Origin of the sequence: Pseudomonas sp. RIT411 (assembly GCF_003057735.2) — a bacterium.
Lineage (GTDB): Bacteria > Pseudomonadota > Gammaproteobacteria > Pseudomonadales > Pseudomonadaceae > Chryseomonas > Chryseomonas oryzihabitans.
Genome location: NZ_QBIZ02000002.1, coordinates 541,963 through 561,561, shown reverse-complemented (window position 1 = coordinate 561,561; position 19,599 = coordinate 541,963). Strand labels below are relative to the sequence as shown.

The window sequence follows — 19,599 nt, the reverse complement described above, 5'->3', positions numbered from 1 at the left end:
GCATGATGCCCTCGGCACGGGCGCCCTGGCCGCGCACCAGGGCATCGAAGACCGCATGGTGCTGCAGATGGGCGAAGTTGAAGCGGCGGTATTCGCGCTCGAGATTGTCGGCATCCACCGCCAGGGCGCTCACCGAGGCGAAGGGCAGATGCTCGTGGCGGCCCAGGGCCAGGCCGATGGCCGGATTGCCGCTCGCCGCGACGATGGCCTGGTGGAAGGCCCGGTTGAGATCGTGGTACTCCTCCAGATCCTCCAGCAGCACATGCCCCTTGGCGAACAGCAGATCGCCCCGGCGCAGGCAGTCTTCCAGCCGGGCGCGCGTCGGCGCGTCCAGGCCACGCTCGGCGGCCTGACGCGCGGCCAGGCCCTCCAGCACCCCGCGCACCTCCACGGCGCCCTCCAGATCGGCACCGGTCAGCGCCCGCACCTGATAGCCGCGGGCACCGCTGCGCTCCAACAGGCCTTCCTCGGCCAGGGTGCGCAGGGCCAGGCGCACCGGCATGCGCGACACGGCAAAGCGTTCGGCGGTGGGAATCTCCGCCAGGCGTTCGCCCGCGCCCAGTTCGCCGGACAGGATCATCTGCCGCAGCGCGGCCAGTACCCGCTGTCCCGGCTTGCTCATGGCTGTCCCTCTCCTTCATTGATCTCGGCCAGCAGCCACTGCCGAAAGGCCTGCAGCGACGGCAGCCCCTCGTTGCGCGGCGGATAGACCAGGTAATAGCTGCGGCGACTGACCAGCGCCGGCCCACAGGCCAGCAACTCGCCCTGGGCCAGTTCGTCTTCCACCAGCACCCGCGGCACCAGGCCGATGCCGATGCCGGCGCGTACCGCCTGGATGAGGTGCGAGGTCAGCTCGAAACTCGGCCCCGGCCGCATCGCCCGATGCGGCAGTTCGTGATGCCGGAACCACTCGCCCCAGGCCTGGGGATTGTTGGCCACGCCCAGCAGCAGCTGGTCGGCCAGGGTGGCAGGCGTGGCGTCCGGCAATTCCGCCAGCGTCGCCGGGCTGGCGATCACCACCAGGTGCTCGGCTTGCAGCGGATGGGCACGCAGCCCCGGCCAGTCCCCGCTGCCGACGCTGATGGCGGCATCGATCTCGCTGGCGGCGAAGTCCACCGCCTGGATGCGCGAATGCAGGTGCACCAGCATGCCGGGGTGGGCGGCATAGAAGTCGCCCAGACGCGGCAGCAGCCACTTGGAACCAAAGGTCGGCAGCACCGCCAGGCGCAGGGTGCCCTGGCCGGAGGCGAAGGCCATGGCCTGCAGGGTCGCGCTGCGGATCTGCCCCAGGGCCAGGCCCAGCTCGCGACTGTAGGCGCGACCGACATCGGTAAGGACGATCTGCCGCCCCTCGCGGCGAAACAGCGTCAATCCCAGCAACTGTTCCAGGGCCTGCACCTGGCGACCGACGGCGCTCTGGGTCAGCGACAGCTCCTCGGCCGCCCGGGTATAGCTCTCATGGCGCGCTGCCGCCTCGAAAGCCAGCAGCAGCGACATGGAGGGCGTCAGGCGACGGTGATTCATTCAGGATCTTCCGGCATAGGCGGCGGAATCTTCGGTTGTGGCGCCGCCGCGCTGTGGTGAGAATGCCTACTATAGCCAGAAAAGGTCGACGCCATTCCTTCGCTCGCTGAAGGAAACGGCCGTCCGCCGCCAGAGAGCCCGCCTGATGAACATGATCGCCCGCCTGCCGGCCCCGGCGCCCCTCGCCGCCGCCTACACCGACTTCCTGACCACCCTGGCCGCCAGCGGCTTCCAGGGCGAGATCGCACTGGACCATGCCAGCCGCACGGTCATGGCCACCGACAACTCCATCTACCAGCGCCTGCCCCAGGCGGCGATCTTTCCCAAGGACAGCGCCGACGTCCAGCGCCTGGCCCAGCTGATGGGCGAGTCGCGCTTCCAGGGCGTGGTCCTGACCCCGCGCGGCGGCGGCACCGGCACCAACGGCCAGTCCCTCACCGATGGCATCGTGGTCGACCTCTCCCGCCACCTGAACCAGATCCTCGAGATCAACGTCGCCGAGGGCTGGGTGCGGGTCCAGGCCGGGGTGGTCAAGGACCAGCTCAACGCCGCGCTCCGGCCCCATGGCCTGTTCTTCGCCCCGGAGCTGTCCACCTCCAACCGCGCCACCATCGGCGGCATGATCAACACCGACGCCAGCGGCCAGGGCAGCGTGACCTACGGCAAGACCCGCAACCACGTGCTGGAGCTGGATGCCTACCTGATCGGCGGCGAGCGTTTGCAGAGTCGCCCGGTGGACAGCGCCGAGCTGGACGCCCTCTGTGCTCGCGACGACCGCACCGGCGCCGTCTATCGCTGCGCGCGGGATATCGCCGAGCAGCAGGCCGAACTGATCGAGGCGCGCTTTCCCAAGCTCAATCGCTGCCTGACCGGCTACGACCTGGCGCACCTGATCGAGGCAGACGGCCGCTTCAACCTCAACAGCGTGCTCTGCGGCGCCGAGGGCTCCCTGGCCTTTATCGCCGAGGCCAAACTCAACGTCTTGCCGATTCCCAAGTATTCGGTGCTGGTCAACGTTCGCTACGCCAGCTTCATGGATGCCCTGCGCGACGCACGCGCCCTGATCGAACTCAAGCCGCTATCCATCGAGACGGTGGATTCCAAGGTGCTCCTGCTGGCCATGCAGGACATCGTCTGGCACAGCGTGGCGGAGTATTTCCCCGAAGACGTCGCGCGTCCCACCCTGGGCATCAACCTGGTGGAATTCAGCGGCGACGATCCCGAGGAAGTGGATGCCCGCGTCCAGGGCTTCCTCGAGCACCTGCGCCAGGACCCTACCGTCGAGCGCCTCGGCCACACCCTGGCCGTCGGCCGCAATGCCGTGACCCGGGTCTACACCATGCGCAAGCGCGCGGTGGGCCTGCTCGGCAACGTCCAGGGCGAGATCCGCCCGCAGCCCTTCGTCGAAGACACCGCGGTACCGCCCGAGCGGCTGGCCGACTTCATCGCCGAATTCCGCGCCCTGCTCGACGGCCACAACCTGCAATACGGCATGTTCGGCCACGTCGACGCCGGGGTGCTGCACGTGCGTCCGGCGCTGGATCTCAAGGACCCGCGCCAGGCGGCGCTGGTCCGGCCGATCTCCGACCAGGTGGCCGCCCTGACGCAGAGATACGGCGGCCTGCTCTGGGGCGAACACGGCAAGGGCGTGCGCTCGGAATACGCGCCGGCCTTCTTCGGTGACCTCTACCCGGCCCTGCAGGCGCTCAAGGGCGCCTTCGATCCGCACAACCAGCTCAATCCGGGCAAGATCGCCACCCCGCTCGCCAGCGGCGCCGAGTTGCTCAAGGTCGATGGCGTGACCCTCCGCGGCGAACTGGACCGCACCCTCGACGAGCGCGTCTGGCAGAGCTACGGCACCGCCATGCACTGCAACGGCAACGGCGCCTGCTACAACTACGATCCCGACGACGCCATGTGCCCGTCCTGGAAGGCCACCCGCCAGCGCATCCATTCGCCCAAGGGCCGCGCCGCCCTGATCCGCGAATGGCTGCGCCTGCAGGGCCAGGCCGGCATCGATGTCCTGGCCCCGGCGCCGCGCGGTGCGCTGAACTGGCTCAAGGCCCTGCCGCAGCGCTGGCGCAATGGCCGCCAGGCCGAGGCGGATTTCTCCCACGAGGTCTATGACGCCATGGCCGGCTGCCTGGCGTGCAAGTCCTGCGCGGGCCAGTGCCCGATCAAGGTCAATGTGCCGGAATTCCGCTCGCGCTTTCTCGAACTCTATCACCGCCGCTATCTGCGCCCCGTCCGCGACTACCTGATCGGCTCCCTGGAATTCAGCCTGCCGCTGTTCGCCCGCGCCCCGGGCCTCTACAACGCGGTGATGGGTGCGACGCCGATCCAGCGGCTGTTCGCCGAGCGCATCGGCATGGTCGACAGTCCCCTGCTCAGCCGCTTCGACCTGGTGCCGGTCATGCATCGGTGGCAGGTGCAGATCGCCACGCCGGAGCGGCTGCTGGCGCTGAGCGAGGACGAGCGCGCCAGAACCGTAGTGGTGGTACAGGATGCCTTCACCCGCTACTTCGAGACGCCGCTCACCGCCGCCTTCCTCGAACTGGCGGCCCGGCTGGGCCAGCGGGTGTTCCTTGCGCCCTATCGCGCCAACGGCAAGCCGCTGCAGGTGCAGGGTTTTCTCGGCGCCTTCGAGCGCACCGCACGGCGCAACGCCGCCCAGCTCGCCAGCCTGGCCGGCTTCGGCGTCAAGCTGGTCGGCCTCGATCCGGCCATGACCCTGGTCTATCGCCAGGAATACCCCAAGGTCCCCGGCATCGCCCGGATGCCCGAGGTCCTGCTGCCCCAGGAGTGGCTGCTGCAGGTGCTGCCGAAAGAGCAGAAGGTAGTCGGCGACAAGGTCTATCGCCTGCTCGGCCATTGCACCGAGAAGACCAACGCCCCGGCCAGCGTCAGCCAGTGGCAGCAGGTGTTCGAACGCCTGGGTCTGGGCCTCAAGCCGGAAAGCACCGGCTGCTGCGGCATGTCCGGCACCTATGGTCACGAGGCACGCAACCTGGCGACCTCCAAGGTGATCTACGACCAGTCCTGGGCCCGCGCCCTGGCCGTCCCGGCGGACCAGGGCGAAGCCCTGGCCACCGGCTATTCCTGCCGCAGCCAGGTCAAGCGCATCGACGACCGCCGCCTGCGCCATCCGCTGGAAGCGGTGCTGGATGCGGTGCGGGGCTGAACGCTCCTGCCCTATCCCTGATCGCGGCCATGGGCCGCTCCTACAGCGGTATCCGTGCCTGTAGGAGCGGCCCATGGCCGCGATCAGAACCCTAATGCAGAAGCAGCCATATCGGCGGAGCACCGCGGCCATGATTAATCAGTAGCGTGGAAAACCGCGCAGCGTTTTCCACAGGCATGCGAACAGGCCGAAGGGCAAGAACCCTCGACCCAAGCAAGCTACATAGAGAAGGAAAAACCCGAGAAAGCCCGACCAGAAAAATCGCGCCCAAACGAAAAAGCGGCCACTAGGGCCGCTTCTCGATGGTTACTGGCGTTCAGGACCAGACAACCTTTGAATGGCGCAGCGGACGGGACTCGAACCCGCGACCCCCGGCGTGACAGGCCGGTATTCTAACCGACTGAACTACCGCTGCGCATTACCTCGAGTGGTGGGTGATGACGGGATCGAACCGCCGACCCTCTGCTTGTAAGGCAGATGCTCTCCCAGCTGAGCTAATCACCCGTTTGCTCTCGAAGTGGGGCGCATTCTACGGAGGGGTTTACGACCTGGCAACCCCTTTTTCAAAAAAATTTTCCCAGCACTTCCAAAGGCTTAGCGCTGCCCTCCCGCGCACCTAAGAAAGCGCGCATTCCCGACGACCATCGCGATCCGGGGTTGGCCTCCGGGGCGGGCGACGCGGATAATGCGCGCTTCGTTTTTGGGAGTGACACCATGTGGTTCCGTAATCTGCTCGTCTACCGTCTCACCCAGGAAGTCGCCTTCGAGACCGAAGCCCTCGAAGCCGCCCTCGCCGCCAAGCCGGCTCGTCCCTGCGCCAGCCAGGAATTGTCCACCTATGGATTCGTCGCCCCCTTCGGCAAGGGCCCGGACCTGCCGCTGGTGCACGAAAGCCAGGGCTTTTTCCTGATCGCCGCGCGCAAGGAAGAACGCATCCTGCCCAGCAGCGTGGTCAAGGAAGCCGTGCAGGAAAAGGTCGACGAGATCGAAAACCAGCAGATGCGCAAGGTCTACAAGAAGGAGAAGGAGCAGATCAAGGACGAGATCGTCCAGGCCTTCCTGCCGCGCGCCTTCATCCGGCGCCAGACCACCTATGCCGCCATCGATCCCAAGCAGGGCTGGATCCTGGTCGACGCCTCCAGCGCCAAGCGCGCCGAGGACCTGCTCTCCACCCTGCGCGATGCCCTGGGCTCGCTGCCGGTCCGCCCGCTGGGCGTCAAGCAGGCGCCGATGGCCACCTTCACCGACTGGGTCAAGGCCGGTGACGCCACCCATGGCCTCTACATCCTCGACGAGTGCGAACTGCGCGATGCCGGCGAAGACGGCGGCGTGGTGCGCTGCAAGGGTCAGGACCTGACCAGCGAAGAGATCCAGAACCACCTGGGCGCCGGCAAGCTGGTCACCAAGCTGGCCCTGGCCTGGCAGGACAAGCTGGCCCTGCTGCTGGACGACAAGGTCACCATCAAGCGCCTGAAGTTCGAGGACCTCCTGCAGGACCAGGCCGAACAGGACGGCGGCGAAGACGCCCTCGGCCAGCAGGACGCCAGCTTCGTGCTGATGATGATGACCCTGGCGGAATTCCTGCCACAGCTGATCGAAGCCCTGGGTGGTGAAGAATTGCCACAGGGGCTCTAAGCTCACCTCAAGGCCGGCGCAGACCGGCCTTTTTTCTGCCTATTGAAAAAGGAGTTTGCCATGCGTGCCCTGGCCGCCTTCAGCCGCTTCGTCGGCAATACCTTCGCCTTCTGGGTGCTGCTCGCCGCCCTGCTGGCGTTCTTCGCCCCCGCGGTGTTCAAGCCGCTGAGCGTGGCCATCGTGCCGCTGCTGGGGGTGATCATGTTCGGCATGGGCCTGACGCTCAAGATCGAGGATTTCGCCGCCGTCGGCCGTCACCCCTGGCGGGTGCTGCTGGGCGTGGTAGCCCACTTCGTCATCATGCCGGGGGTGGCCTGGGCGCTCTGTCAGCTGTTCCACCTGCCGCCGGAGATCGCCGTGGGCGTCATCCTGGTCGGCTGCTGCCCCAGCGGCACGGCGTCCAACGTCATGACCTGGCTGGCCAAGGGCGACCTGGCGCTGTCGGTGGCCATCGCCGCGGTGACCACCCTGCTCGCGCCCCTGCTGACCCCGGCGCTGATCTGGCTGCTGGCCTCCACCTGGCTGCCGATCTCCTTTGGCGGGCTGTTCTGGTCGATCCTGCAGGTGGTGCTGCTGCCCATCGCCCTGGGTCTGGTCGCCCAGCGTCTGCTCGGCCAGCGCGTCGGCGCCCTGGTCGAGGTGCTGCCGCTGGCTTCGGTGGTGAGCATCGTGGTGATCGTTGCCGCGGTGGTGGCCGCCAGCCAGGCGCGCATCGCGGAATCCGGGCTGCTGATCATGGCGGTGGTGATCCTGCACAACGGTTTCGGCTTCCTGCTCGGCTATCTCACCGGCAAGTTCTGCAAGCTTCCGGTGGCCCAGCGCAAATCCCTGGCACTGGAAGTCGGCATGCAGAATTCCGGGCTCGGCGCCGCCCTGGCCACGGCGCACTTCTCGCCGCTGGCCGCGGTCCCCAGCGCCCTGTTCAGCGTCTGGCACAACATCTCCGGGGCGCTACTGGCCACCCTCTTCCGCCGCTTCAAGGACGACGACGCGCGTCCCTGAAGTCTCGTGCCACACCTGCCGGAGCAGCGCCTGGCAGGTGTCCTCGGTGAAGGGCTGCGGCCGGGCGATGCCGTAGCCCTGGGCATAGTCGACCCCCAGGGCAGTCAGCGCCGCCACCACCGCCGGGTTCTCGGCGAACTCGGCGATGGTCTTCTTGCCGGTGAGATGGCCCAGCTGATTGATCGCCTCGACCATGGCGCTGTCCACGGCGTCTTCCAGCAGGTGGCGGACAAAGCTGCCGTCGATCTTCAGGTAGTCCACCGGCAGGTGCTTGAGGTAGGTGAAGGACGACATCCCGGCGCCGAAGTCGTCCAGCGAGAATCTCACCCCGAGGCCACGCAATTCGTCCATGAACAACCGCGCCGCATCCAGATTGGCCACGGCGCTGGTCTCGGTGATCTCGAAGCAGATGCGCGCCGGCGCGATCTGCCAGCGCTGCAGCTGCTGCCTGACGAAATCGGCCAGACCCGCCTCGCCCAGCGAGTGCCCGGACAGGTTGATGGCCAGGGTGTCGAGCAACCCGTCGGGCAGCTCGGCGAAGCGCGCCAGGGCCGCGGCGATCACCCAGCGATCCAGATCGGGCATCAGGCCATAACGCTCCGCGGCCGGGATGAAGGCGCCCGGCGCGATCAGCCGCTCGCCCTCTTCCAGTCGCATCAGCACCTCCACGTGGCGATCCGCGACGGTCTCCTGGCCCAGCCCCAGGATCGGCTGGAGATATAGCCGAAACCTGTCCTCGGCCAGCGCCCGGTGCAGGCGCTGCACCCAGGCCATCTCGCCATGGCGCTGATCCAGCTCCACATCGCCCGGGGCAAAGACCTGGATGCGATTGCGCCCCTTGTCCTTGGCCGCGTAGCAGGCCAGATCGGCCAGGCGCAGCGCCTCCTCGGGCGCCAGGGCCTGGCCTCCCAGGTGCACCACGCCGATGCTCAGGCCGACGCGAAAGCCCTGCCCGGCCGCTTCGAATTGCAGGCTACCGACGCAGCAGCGCAGGCGCTCGGCCACGGCCTCGACCTGCGCCGGCGTACGGCTTTCCAGCAGCACGCCGAATTCGTCGCCGCCCAGCCGCGCCAGGCAATCCTCTTCGCCCAGTTGCTGAGCGAGCAATTCGCACAGCTGGCGCAGCAGGCGATCGCCATGGAAATGCCCGGAGGTGTCGTTGACGATCTTGAACTGGTCCAGATCGATGAACAGCAGCGAGGCACAGGCCAGGTCCTCGCGGGCCAGCAGGCGCTCCAGCCGGGTCTCGAACTCGCGGCGATTGAGCAGCCCGGTCAGGGCATCGTGACTGGCCTGCCAGGCCAGATCCTGCAGAAAGGCGCGCTCGCGGGTCTGGTCGTGCATCACCAGCACCACCCCGGTGCCGGACTCGCCCCGCGGCAGGGAGGTCACCGTCAGGGCCACTGGCACCCGGGTACCGTCGATGCGCACCAGCTGATGGGCCAGGGGCTCGTTGCCCGCCAGCCAGTCCTGGCTGCGCAGGCGCTCGGCCAGCGGCTGGGTCGACGCCGGCTGGTCCTCGGTCTGGATGTCGAACAGGTGGGTGACGGGCGTACCCGCCGCCAGCCCCGGCCACGCCAGCAGGCGCTCCGCGGCCGGGTTGTGATAGAGCAGCCGACCCTGGGCATTCAGCGCCAGCACGGCATCGCCGAGGGACGCCAGGATGACCTGGATATGTTCCTTTTCGGCCTGCAGCGCCTGCTCGGAGCGCCAGCGCTGCTGCACCAGGCTGTGCATGCGCCAGATGGCCAGGAGCACCAGCAAGGCGCCGACCAGGACGTTGGCGATGAACAGGGCCGCCACCAGCTGCCGCGACGCCACCCCCAGGCGCTCCGAGAAGGCCACGGTTTCCGGCATCATCCGGTCGTGCAGATCGAGCAGCTGGCGTTTCAGCGGAATCAGCGCCGGTCCTGGTCCCCGCAGCTTGATCAACTCGAAGCCGGTGCGCGCCAGGGCCTGGAATTCGTCCATGTAGGGATCGGTGATCTGCCAGCGGGCGATCACCCCTTCGAAGGGTTCCACATGGCGAGCCATCTGGAAGAGCGCGATGAGGCCGTCGATGTCGTCCGGACTGTTGCCGGCCAGGCGCAGCAGCCGCGCCGCTTCGGCGCGGTCGCCGCCGCTATCGAGTTCCTGCCGCGCCGCCCGGTCGAGGTCGTTGACGCTGATGGACGCGAGGTAGGCGTGATAGAACTCGGGCCGTCCTTCGTCCAGGTAGGCGCCGAGCGCCAGCATGGCGTTGCCGAGGCTCTTGCTCCACAGGCTTTCCGCGGACACATAGGCGCGCACCGTCGACAGCAGTTGCAGGCTGACGATGGCGACCAGCGCCTGGCAGGACAGGATGATGACGAAGGGCCAGACGACCCGCAGCGTGCGCAGCGCAGAGGAAGGCGACAGTGAAGACATACAGCGATCCGCAAAAGGAGACGGGCGAATTCTTGCCATTGAGCAGGCATGTCGGCCGTTTTGCGGAAAACTGTTGGCCCGGGAAGACAGCTACGCTGGACTACCGGCGCCAGATAAGCGACGCAGAGGGGGTGCCGCCCTACCGCTGCCAGCGGCTGCCGACGAACGGTAGTCGAGGAGCCACCGCTAGTTAAAGGACGCCTCCAGGCGCGCCTTGACCTCGGGCCATTCGCGATCGGTGATGCTGTACATCAAGGTGTCGTCCAGACGTCCGTCGGCCAGGCGCCGATGATGGCGCAGCAGGCCTTCGCGGACCGCCCCCAGCTTCTCGATGGCGGCCTGGGACCGGAGATTGGTCGCGGCGGTCTTGAGCTGCACCCGCACCAGCTGCCAGTGCTCGAAGGCATGGCGCAGCATCAGGTACTTGATGTTGCCGTTGAGTCCGCTGCCATGCTGTTCGCTGTCGAGCCAGGTCCAGCCGATCTCGGCGGCGGGCAGCGCCGGCAGGAAGTCGGCGAAACGGGTGGTGCCCACCAGCCGGTCGGCGATGCGCACGGCAAAGGGCAAGGCGCGTCCTTCGCGCTGCTCGGCCAGGGCCTGGCGATACCAGTCCGGACGCAGGGGCCCGCTCAGGTAGTGCAGCGCTTCGCGATTGCGCTCGGCCAGGCTGACCAGCTCCAGCACGTCGCCTTCCGCCAGGGGGTCCAGGCGCAGCGCACCACGTTGCAGGGAAATGGGCTGCGCTTGGAACATGACGGTCTCTCGCTCTTGAATCAGCCCGCCAACCTAACAGGGCCGGCCGCCCGGCTCAACCCACTGGCATCCCCCAACGCACCAGAACTGACGTCTGGCACCCCAAGGTGCGACACTTTGTCCGGGCGCGATGGGCGCCTGGAATGTTTGGAGTCGCCATGTCCCTGCCCAGCGGACTGATCATCACCGTTACCCTCGGCTATCTGGCCCTGCTCTTCGCCATCGCCTTCTATGGCGATCGCCGGCCCCCGCTCAGGCCGCGCCTGCGGGCCTGGGTCTACAGCCTGTCGCTGGCCGTCTACTGCACCAGCTGGACCTTCTTCGGCGCGGTCGGCCAGGCCGCCGACCAGCTCTGGTCCTTTTTGCCCATCTACCTGGGCCCCATCCTTTTCCTGCTGCTGGCGCCGCAGCTGGTCAAGAAGATGGTGCTGATCAGCAAGAAGGAAAACATCACCTCCATCGCCGACTTCATCGCCTCCCGCTATGGCAAGTCGCAGACGCTGGCCATCGTCGTCGCGCTGATCTGCCTGGTCGGCGTCCTGCCCTACCTGGCGCTGCAGCTCAAGGGCATCGTCATCGGCGTCAACCTGCTGACCGGCATCAATGCCGAGTCCCTGAGCACCCGCGCCCAGGACACCGCGCTGTTCGTCTCCCTGGTGCTGGCGGTCTTCGCCATCCTGTTCGGCACCCGCAACCTGGACGTCACCGAGCACCACCGCGGCATGATGCTGGCGATCGCCTTCGAATCCCTGGTCAAGCTCGCCGCCTTCATCGCCGTCGGCCTCTGGGTCACCTATGGCCTGCACGACGGCTTCACCGATCTGCTCACCCGCTCGCAGCAGGCGCCGCAACTGCAGGAATACTGGCGCGAAACCCTGGACTGGCCGGGGCTGCTGATCCAGACCGGCGTGGCCTTCATCGCCGTGATGTGCCTGCCGCGCCAGTTCCACGTCACCGTGGTGGAAAACACCGACACCCGGGACGTCAACCTGGCGCGCTGGGTGTTTCCGCTCTATCTGGCGCTGGCCGCGCTGTTCGTCATCCCCATCGCCCTGGCCGGCCAGTTGCACCTGCCCGGCGGTGTGCTGCCCGACTCCTTCGTCATCAGCCTGCCGCTGGCCCAGGAGCGTCCCTGGCTGGCCCTGCTGGCCTTTCTGGGCGGCGCCTCGGCGGCCACCGGCATGGTGATCGTCGCCTGCGTCGCCCTCTCCACCATGATTTCCAACGACATCGTCCTGCCCTGGCTGCTCAAGCGCCGCGGTCAGGTCGAGAGTCCCCATGCGGTGTTCAGCCACTGGATGCTCACGGTGCGCCGCGCCAGCATCGTGGTCATCCTGGTCCTGGCCTATTGCAGCTATCGCCTGCTGGGCTCCAATGCCAGCCTGGCCACCATCGGCCAGATCGCCTTCGCCGCCATCGCCCAGCTCGGACCGGCCATGGTCGGGGCGCTATTCTGGAAGGCCGCCAATCGCCGCGGTGTCTTTGCCGGTCTCACCGCCGGAGCCCTGCTCTGGGGCTATCTGATGGTGCTGCCGGTGGTGGCCACCAGTCTGCAATGGTCGCTGGAAGCCTTTCCCGGCCTCGCCTGGTTCGAGCAGCCCGCGGGGGAGCGGACGCTGCAACCGACCACCGTCGGCGCCCTGGTCTCCCTGGCCGGCAACTTCCTGCTGTTCGCCCTGGTGTCGCTGCTCTCGCGCACCCGGGTCTCGGAATACTGGCAGGCCGGGCGCTTCATCGCCCAGTACGCCCTGCCCCGACCGCGCAATCGCGCCCTGCTGGCGGTCAAGCTGGAGGACCTGCGGCTGCTGGCCGCCCGGTTCGTCGGCGACGAGCGCGCCCGCCTGAGCTTCAGCCGCTTCGCCGAGCAGAGCGGCCTGACCTATCACCCCGGAATGAACGCCAACAGCGAATGGATCGCCCAGACCGAGCGGCTGCTAGCCGGGGTGATCGGTGCCTCTTCCGCCCGCGCGGTGGTCAAGGCCGCCATCGAAGGCCGCGACATGCAGGTCGACGACGTGGTGCGCATCGCCGACGAAGCTTCGGAGGTGCTGGAATTCAACCGGGCGCTCCTGCAGGGCGCCATCGAGAACATCTCCCAGGGCCTCAGCGTGGTCGACCAGTCGCTGCGCCTGGTGGCCTGGAATCAGCGCTACCTGGAGCTGTTCGACTATCCCGACGGCATGATCCAGGTCGGTCGCCCCATCGCCGAGATCATCCGCTACAACGCCCTGCGCGGCCTCTGTGGCCCGGGCGATCCCGACGAGCACGTGGCGCGCCGGGTGGAGCGGATGCGCCAGGGCATTCCCCACACCTCGGAGCGGACCTTTCCCAATGGCCGGGTGATCGAGCTGATCGGCAGCCCCATGCCCGGCCGCGGCTTCGTGATGAGCTTTACCGACATCACCGCCTTCCGCGAGGCCGAACGCGCCCTGCGCGAAGCCAACGAGGGCCTGGAGCAGCGTGTCGAGGAACGCACCCGCGAACTGTCCCAGCTCAACCAGGCCCTGGAGGAAGCCAAGGCTCACGCCGAAGCGGCCAACCAGTCCAAGAGTCGTTTTCTCACCGCGGTCAGCCATGACCTGATGCAACCCCTGAGCGCCGCGCGGCTGTTCACCGCCGCCCTCGCCCACCAGGACGGCCTGGCCAAGGAAGCCCAGGAACTGGTGCGCAACATGGACAGCGCCCTCAGATCCAGCGAAGACCTGATCGCCGATCTGCTGGACATCTCGCGGCTGGAGAACGGGCGCATCCTGGCGGCGCCGGCGCCCTTCTCCCTGGCCACCCTGTTCGAAGCCCTGGGCGTCGAATTCAAGGCCCTGGCGCAGAACCAGGGCACCAGCCTGCGCATCCGCAGCAGCCGCCTGGTGGTCAACAGCGACAGCAAGCTGCTGCGCCGGGTGCTGCAGAATTTCCTCACCAACGCCCTGAGATACGCCCACGGCCGGGTATTGCTCGGCGTGCGCCGCCAGGGCCAGCACGTGAGCCTGGAAGTCTGGGACAGCGGCCCCGGCATCCCGGCGGACAAGCTCGAGCTGATCTTCGAGGAATTCAAGCGGCTGGACAGCCACCAGACCCGCGCGGAAAAGGGCCTTGGGCTGGGTCTGGCGATCGCCGACCGCCTCTGCCGGGTGCTCGGCCATGAACTCTCGGTACGCTCCTGGCCGGGTCATGGCAGCGTCTTCAGCGTCAAGGTGCCCCTGGCGCCCGCCCTGGCCATCCAGGCCGCAGCCGCCAGCGAGGCGGCCCAGCCCCTGGCCGGCGATCCGGTGCTGTGCATCGACAACGAAGACAGCATCCTGCTCGGCCTGCGCAGCCTGCTGGGCCGCTGGGGTTGCCAGGTCTGGACCGCACGCAGCCGCGAGGAGTGCGCGGCCCTGCTCGCCCAGGGCGTGGTGCCGCGGCTGCTCATCGTCGACTACCACCTGAGCGATGCCGACACCGGCCCGGATGTCGCCGAATGGATTCGCCAGACCCTGGGCCAGGACATCCCCGGCATCGTCATAAGTGCCGATGGCCGCCCGGAATGCCTGGACAAGGTGCGCCAGGCGCGCCTGGACTTCCTGCCCAAGCCGGTGAAGCCGGCTTCACTGCGCGCCCTGCTGAGCCGTCAACTGGCCTTGTCCGGTTGAGCGAAACCGAGGCGGCTGACCACGCTGCCGACCGGTCTTTCGTTCAGCGTCGATTAAGGTTGTCGAGGCCCAGCGAGACGGAACAATCCACAGCTTCTGTTGATAACTTTGTTGAAAACATGGTGGAAAAGAACCCGGAGCCTTGCTCTGCGGGCTCCTCAAACAAGTTGATCATTTTTTAATCACTTTAATAAGTTCAACATAATCAACAACTTAATTTAAATGCAGGATTTCCGGCAGGCAAAACTCCGGGCGAAAGAGGGCTTGACAATCGCTAGCACAACTTGTGCACAACTCCGGATGAAAATGACCAACGGAGACCTGTCAGCCGTCGCACAATTGTCAAGTATTCGTGAAACAAATTTTCGCGCCACCTTGCCGAGGGCAGTAGCCAGAGGCAGCCCGCAGGCTAGAGCCGACAGCCAGGACAGAGGGCAGGCCAAAGGCTAGCCTTGTCCTCTGCCGGTCATCGGGTAGACTGCCTGCTTTTGCTCAGGGCTGTCGTGGCGACGCCCACCCTGTCAATCAGGCATGGACGCGCCAGCCCTTCTGGAATCAGCTCAGTCACATGAACGTCTTCATCGCCGGTCAACACGGCCAACTCTCTCAGGCGCTGCAAAAACTGCTGGCCACCAAGGCCCAGGTAACCGTCATCGGCCGGGCCCAGGTGGATTTCACCCAGCTGGACGCGCTCCATGACCGCGTCCTGGCCGCAAAACCCGATGTCATCATCAATGCCGCCGCCTATACCGCCGTGGACGCCGCCGAGAGCGACGCCGAGACCGCGACCCTGATCAACGAGCGGGTGCCCCAGGTCTTCGCCCGGGCGGCGCAGCAGTTGGGCATCCCCATGGTCCACTACTCCACCGACTACGTCTTCGATGGCACCAGGGAAGGCCGTTACCGGGAAGAGGATCCGACCTGTCCGCTCAATGTCTATGGCCGGACCAAACTGGCTGGCGAGAACGCCGTGCGCGAACACGCCGAACGCCACCTCATCCTGCGCACCAGCTGGGTCTATTCCTGGCAGGGCAACAACTTCCTGCGCACCATGGTGCGGCTGCTCAGCGAGCGCGACGAACTGAACATCGTCGATGACCAAATCGGTGCGCCCACCTGGACCCGGACCATCGCCGACGCCACCGAGCGCCTGCTGGCCCATAGCAACCAGGACGATGGCCTCTGGGGCACCTATCACCTGACGGCCAACGGTACCACCTCCTGGTTCGGCTTCGCCGAGCAGATCGCCCAGCGCCTGCGCGAGACCGGTCAGCTGAAGGCTCGTCTCAATCCGATCCCCAGCAGTTCCTACCCTACCCCGGCGCATCGCCCCATCAATTCGCGGCTATCCACCGAAAAGCTGGCAGCGGTGCTGGGGCAGCCACTACCCGACTGGCAAGTGGCTTTCGCCCAGTGCTGGAGCGAGCGCGAACTTCAGGTGAGCGGCTGAAACGGGCCGTCGGTCATACTTCTGGGATCTCCTCCAGAACTACCCCCGCCCCTGGAAGTCAATGGCACTGACCCCGCTCACGCCAGTCAGGTACGTCATGGACAACCCTTTCCAACTCATCGCCGCGGCTTTCGAGCAAGACTTTCGGGTCAATTTCCGCATCGAACGTCTCGACGGCAGCGTCAGCCTGACGTTGTCCGACGACAGTGGCGTCAAGGTCAAGCGGTTGATCAGCAAGCAGCAATTGCATGACCACACCCGCCTCGCGCGCCTGATCGACAGCATCCGGCTGGGTATCGCTATCGACGAGGGCCATGGCGTCACGGCCCTGCTGGCCGGTGGCACTGGCGGTGCGCCCCGTCTGACCGTCGCGAATTGAGCAGGGATCCGCGCTATGCATACCATGGAAGGCTCCACCCCTCGTCTCTTGCAGGCGGCGAACGGCGCGCCGCTGCTCGACAGTCTGGAAACGGCGGCGCCCGAGCGGCAGCCGGCGCCCACCTCGCTGTATCAGCTGACCTGCGCCCGTCTCGACGAACAGCTGGCACCGCTCAAGGTCTGGCCGACCCTGCCGGATCGTACCGGACGGTTTTCCTTTACCCTGCTGGACAGGTGCGGACGTATCCTCTATCGCTCGCCGACCTTGCGCCAGGCGCTGTATCGGGAAGAGGAGCTGCTCAATGGTGTGATCGCCAATGCGCGGCTGGCTGCCGTGCAGGCCGGACAGGGCTTTCCGTCCTGGGGAGTGGTGGACGTCGCCTGCCCCATGTACCAGCTGCCTGCGACTCAACTTCCCTGCGCGGGATGCCGTCTGCTGAAGTGCAAGAGCTGACGAAGGCGTTGCGGGATTAACGCTAACTACTTGATTGCCATCTTTTAATCTTCAACGTTCGAGACCAACGAATGCCGAGGGCATCCGTACTGCAAGTCTCGCGCTGAAGCTTTGAAGGCGTGGTGTTACTCGGAATATCTCAGCATGTTGGCGCCCGTGGCCCGCAGCACCGCCATGGATTGCGGCGCCAGCGCACCGGCCCGCAGCGACACGTCCTTGCGAACCTCGTCGATCACCGTTTTCAACAGCTGGCTCTCGCCCAGTTGCCGGGCGCTGACCACCCGGTTCACCCGCGCATCGTCACACTGCTGATCCTGCACCGTCAGCACAATACTGCCGTCAGGGCGAGGCGCCGTAACCGAGCATTTATAAGTACTGAAAGCGGCAGTCAGTCTATCTATGGCGTTTTCCATTCTTCCCCCTCTTATTTGTCTAGAAGTGCATGGACGATCAAATACGACGCAACTGACAGTGATAGAAACAGCAAAGTTCTTGCGTCTTACTTGAATAAGACGAGCAATGGCGCTAGCGCCTGATTTTGTGAGCCAGCTCTTCTAATCCGTATTCGGTGTGGAACTTTTGGCGAGGCTGAATCGAAAAGGTATGACCATTCGTCCGCCTCGGGCTGCGTTTCGGGTGCCGTGTCTGGCTACCTTATAAAGGCGCCTGGCTCGCGCCGGGATGGCTCTGGCCGGCGGAACCTTTGCTCCAGGCGCTCACTCGAAAGGGCTGAAACGGATACCCATCGCCTACCAGGAGCGCGCCATGACCGACAAAACCCCTCCCGTGATCAAAGACGAGCTTGCCGCTGACATCGATGAGCAGGCACATAAGCAGAACGCTGACCGGGTCCGTCGTCATCTGGGCGAGGCCGAGCAGGCACTGACCGACGAATTTCACACCCTGCTGGCAGACGCCGAGCAGCTGCTCAAGCACACCGCGAGCATGGCCGGTGAGCAGGCGGACGAGCTGCGCGCCAAGTTGAGTTCCAGCCTCGAACGCTCCCGCGACGTCCTCAAGACCAAGCAGGACGATCTCTATCGCCAGGGCGTCGCGGCCAAGGAGACCACCGAGGAGTACGTGGTCGACAATCCCTTCAAGGCCCTGGGCATCGCTGCCGGCGTTGGCTTCCTGATCGGTCTGCTGGCCTCGCGCCGCTAAACCTGGGGGATTGCCATGGACACCTCCTCTCCTCCACGGGAGCTGCCTGACGAGGCGCCCAAGCCATCGGTCAAGCGTCTCGCCGGCGCGGTGGTAGGGCTACTGCAGAGCCATCTGGAACTGCTGGGCATCGAGGTTCAGGAAGAGAAGGTCCGGACCTTCCAGCTGTTCCTCTTTACCGGGCTGAGTCTGATCTTCGGCTTGCTGGTGCTGGTCGGCGTCTCGGCGGCGGTCATCATCGCCTTCTGGGATACCTATCGCATGGCCGCGACTCTGGGCCTGTGCGCCTTCTATGCCGTGGCGCTGGCGATCTGCATCCTGCGGGCCCTGAGCCTGGTCAAGGGCGCCGCGCCCTTCCATGCCACCCTGGAAGAACTCAACCGCAACCGGGAGCGCCTACTGCCATGAACCAGCCGCTTACCTCTGCCACCAGCCAGGCCAAGCGCAAGGAACTGGTCCGGCTGCGCATGGAGATGTATCGCCAGCAGCTGATCTACAACGCCCAGCCCCTGCACAACCCCATCAGCCTCATCGGCGATCTGGTGCGGCCGAATCGGGACAAGGTCGCCAGCTCGGCGAAGAAGCCGCTGATGCTCGGCGCCACGGTATTCCTGTCGCTGTTCGGCAAACGCCTGGGCGCGGTGGGCCGTCTGGCCCGCATCGGCCTGGCCCTCTATCCGATCGTCAACCGATTGCAGGCTCACCATCGTGAACAACGGCAGGCGGAACACCCGCTGCCACCGCCGCGCTAGGTAGAGAATGGCTCCCTCGGGAGCCATTCTGTCATCTGGCACCCTTATCGCATGGTCAAGCCGAACGCTACTCAAACGATAAGGATAGCCTTGTGTTTTCCGGCCACCCCACTGCCTTCTTCCAACCCTTCATCGACACCGCGACCGGGCGCATCGCCGGCGTCGAAGCCCTGGGGCGCCTGCGCCAGGATGACGGGAGCCATACCTCCGTCGGCCCCCTGTTCGCCGATCCCGGCACCCCGACCCTGGACCTGCTGCACCTCGACCGCAGGCTGCGGGACGATGCGCTGCGGCGCTTCGCCAGCGCACCGGATGACTGGTTTCTCAGCCTCAATCTCTCGCCGCGCTGGATCAGCCAGCTGGAAAGGGGCGCCGAATTGCCCAGCCTGGCGCAGCTGGAGCGCTCCGGTATCGCGCCGAACCGGATCGTCTACGAGATCACCGAGGCCGCTGGCGATCTGCCCAGCCTGACCCAGGCCGTCGCCCGCTATCGCGAACTCGGCATCCGCATCGCCATCGACGATTTCGGTTCCGGCTATTCGCAGCTGGATCGGGTGCTGGATCTGCAGCCGGACATCCTCAAGCTGGACATGCGCCTGTTCCAGGCCGCGGCCCGGGGTGGCACCCGTGGCGATGCGGTCAAGGCCCTGGCGCAGATGGCCGAGAAGACCGGTTGCTGGCTGATCGCCGAGGGCGTGGAGACCGAGACCGAACTCGACTTCGCCCTGGAGTGCGGTGCGCGCTACGTCCAGGGCTTCCTCTTCGCCGAGGCCACCGCCGAGCTGGGCGCCAGCGACAGCCATCAGCAGCGCTTCGCCGCCCTGCGCAGCCGCTTCGTCGATGGCAAGCTGGCCCAGCAGACCCGGCTGCTGGAGCTGCGCCAGCAACTGGCCGACTTCGTCACCCAGCTCAGGCCCTGGGCGGAACACGGCGGCCCCCTGAGCGCCCTGCCCGATCCCCAGGCGTTTCCCGGGCTGCTGCGCATCTACCAGTGCGACCGCACCGGCACCCAGATCACCCCCAACCTGGAATGGAACGGCATGTTCTGGCGCGAGAATCGCCGCTACCTCAACCACAACTGGTCTTGGCGACCCTACTTCTATGCCCTGCTGGCAGAAGGCTGGAACGAGCGGCGCCTGGCGCTTTCGACGGTCTATCGCGATGCCACCACCAACCAGTACTGCCTGACCGCCAGCCAGTTCCTGGAGAGCGGCCAGCGCCTGCTGCTCATCGACCTGGACGCCAGCCAATTGCCGGGCTTTGCCAACTGAGCG

16 protein-coding genes and 2 tRNA genes are annotated in these 19,599 nt (G+C 66.3%); 11 read left to right on the top strand and 7 right to left on the bottom strand.

Translation table 11 applies throughout. The annotated features are described in order from the left end of the window. Together DBY63_RS05340 and DBY63_RS05335 are read right to left on the bottom strand one after the other, a co-directional pair. The coding region (locus tag DBY63_RS05340) for a GntR family transcriptional regulator (RefSeq protein ID WP_146750238.1) at positions 1–622 on the bottom strand (622 nt) is incomplete at its 3' end. Then, the gene (locus DBY63_RS05335; protein WP_027596841.1) at positions 619–1,524 is read right to left on the bottom strand and encodes a LysR substrate-binding domain-containing protein; all 906 of its coding nucleotides are present in this window, start codon (positions 1,522–1,524) and stop codon (positions 619–621) included. The genes DBY63_RS05340 and DBY63_RS05335, both read right to left, overlap by 4 nt. A gap of 151 nt (positions 1,525–1,675) precedes the next feature. Between DBY63_RS05335 and DBY63_RS05330 the strand changes: the two genes are divergently transcribed. Further along, positions 1,676–4,705 carry an FAD-binding and (Fe-S)-binding domain-containing protein gene (locus DBY63_RS05330; protein WP_108581436.1) on the top strand — a complete coding sequence of 1,010 codons (3,030 nt, stop codon included), beginning with the start codon at positions 1,676–1,678 and terminating at the stop codon, positions 4,703–4,705. A 338-nt stretch (positions 4,706–5,043) separates the two neighbouring features. Here the strand turns inward: DBY63_RS05330 and DBY63_RS05325 are convergent. Both DBY63_RS05325 and DBY63_RS05320 read right to left on the bottom strand, forming a co-directional pair. Beyond that, positions 5,044–5,120, bottom strand: a tRNA-Asp gene (locus tag DBY63_RS05325). Between the two features lie 13 nt (positions 5,121–5,133). Continuing rightward, positions 5,134–5,209, bottom strand: a tRNA-Val gene (locus DBY63_RS05320). Positions 5,210–5,419: 210 nt separating this feature from the next. Between DBY63_RS05320 and rdgC the strand changes: the two genes are divergently transcribed. Both rdgC and DBY63_RS05310 read left to right on the top strand, forming a co-directional pair. Next, on the top strand, positions 5,420–6,340 hold the full coding sequence (gene rdgC / locus DBY63_RS05315; protein ID WP_007159072.1) for a recombination-associated protein RdgC: 921 nt from the start codon (positions 5,420–5,422) through the stop codon (positions 6,338–6,340). A gap of 60 nt (positions 6,341–6,400) precedes the next feature. After that, entirely contained in the window at positions 6,401–7,342 is a 942-nt protein-coding gene (locus DBY63_RS05310) for a bile acid:sodium symporter family protein (protein ID WP_077172238.1), read from the top strand. Here DBY63_RS05310 and DBY63_RS05305 read toward each other — a convergent pair. Next, a complete protein-coding gene (locus tag DBY63_RS05305; RefSeq protein ID WP_108581425.1) occupies positions 7,292–9,748 on the bottom strand; it encodes an EAL domain-containing protein in 2,457 nt (818 codons plus the stop codon). The two genes, DBY63_RS05310 and DBY63_RS05305, sit on opposite strands and share 51 nt — an antisense overlap. A 186-nt stretch (positions 9,749–9,934) precedes the next feature. Next, on the bottom strand, positions 9,935–10,501 hold the full coding sequence (locus DBY63_RS05300) for a GNAT family protein (protein ID WP_108581424.1): 567 nt from the start codon (positions 10,499–10,501) through the stop codon (positions 9,935–9,937). Positions 10,502–10,659: 158 nt separating this feature from the next. Here DBY63_RS05300 and DBY63_RS05295 point away from each other — a divergent pair, with 158 nt between their 5' ends. The 4 genes from DBY63_RS05295 (at position 10,660) to DBY63_RS05280 (ending at position 16,412) form a co-directional block, all read left to right on the top strand. Next, a complete protein-coding gene (locus tag DBY63_RS05295) occupies positions 10,660–14,130 on the top strand; it encodes a PAS domain-containing hybrid sensor histidine kinase/response regulator (RefSeq protein ID WP_108581423.1) in 3,471 nt (1,156 codons plus the stop codon). A gap of 568 nt (positions 14,131–14,698) precedes the next feature. After that, positions 14,699–15,580 (top strand): dTDP-4-dehydrorhamnose reductase, encoded by an 882-nt coding sequence (gene rfbD / locus DBY63_RS05290; RefSeq protein ID WP_108581422.1) that lies wholly within the window; start codon positions 14,699–14,701, stop codon positions 15,578–15,580. 97 nt (positions 15,581–15,677) lie between these two features. Next, positions 15,678–15,959, top strand: coding sequence for a DUF3509 domain-containing protein (locus DBY63_RS05285; protein WP_007159078.1), 282 nt, complete (start codon positions 15,678–15,680; stop codon positions 15,957–15,959). 15 nt (positions 15,960–15,974) lie between these two features. Further along, positions 15,975–16,412: a hypothetical protein gene (locus DBY63_RS05280; RefSeq protein WP_108581421.1), complete on the top strand. Its 438-nt coding sequence runs from the start codon at positions 15,975–15,977 to the stop codon at positions 16,410–16,412. Positions 16,413–16,537: 125 nt separating this feature from the next. Here the strand turns inward: DBY63_RS05280 and DBY63_RS05275 are convergent, their stop codons facing one another. Continuing rightward, complete coding sequence (locus tag DBY63_RS05275) at positions 16,538–16,825, bottom strand: DUF3509 domain-containing protein (RefSeq protein ID WP_007159080.1); 288 nt, start codon at positions 16,823–16,825, stop codon at positions 16,538–16,540. Positions 16,826–17,177: 352 nt separating this feature from the next. Here DBY63_RS05275 and DBY63_RS05270 point away from each other — a divergent pair, with 352 nt between their 5' ends. From DBY63_RS05270 to DBY63_RS05255, 4 genes are all read left to right on the top strand, one after another. Further along, a complete protein-coding gene (locus DBY63_RS05270; RefSeq protein WP_037007227.1) occupies positions 17,178–17,573 on the top strand; it encodes a DUF883 family protein in 396 nt (131 codons plus the stop codon). 15 nt (positions 17,574–17,588) lie between these two features. After that, the gene (locus tag DBY63_RS05265) at positions 17,589–17,981 is read left to right on the top strand and encodes a phage holin family protein (RefSeq protein ID WP_037007225.1); all 393 of its coding nucleotides are present in this window, start codon (positions 17,589–17,591) and stop codon (positions 17,979–17,981) included. Then, positions 17,978–18,325, top strand: a complete 348-nt coding sequence (locus DBY63_RS05260; RefSeq protein ID WP_027596850.1) for a hypothetical protein — start codon at positions 17,978–17,980, stop codon at positions 18,323–18,325. The genes DBY63_RS05265 and DBY63_RS05260 overlap by 4 nt, the downstream gene beginning before the upstream one ends. Positions 18,326–18,417: 92 nt before the next feature. Beyond that, on the top strand, positions 18,418–19,596 hold the full coding sequence (locus DBY63_RS05255; protein WP_108581420.1) for an EAL domain-containing protein: 1,179 nt from the start codon (positions 18,418–18,420) through the stop codon (positions 19,594–19,596). Positions 19,597–19,599 lie beyond the last annotated feature (3 nt).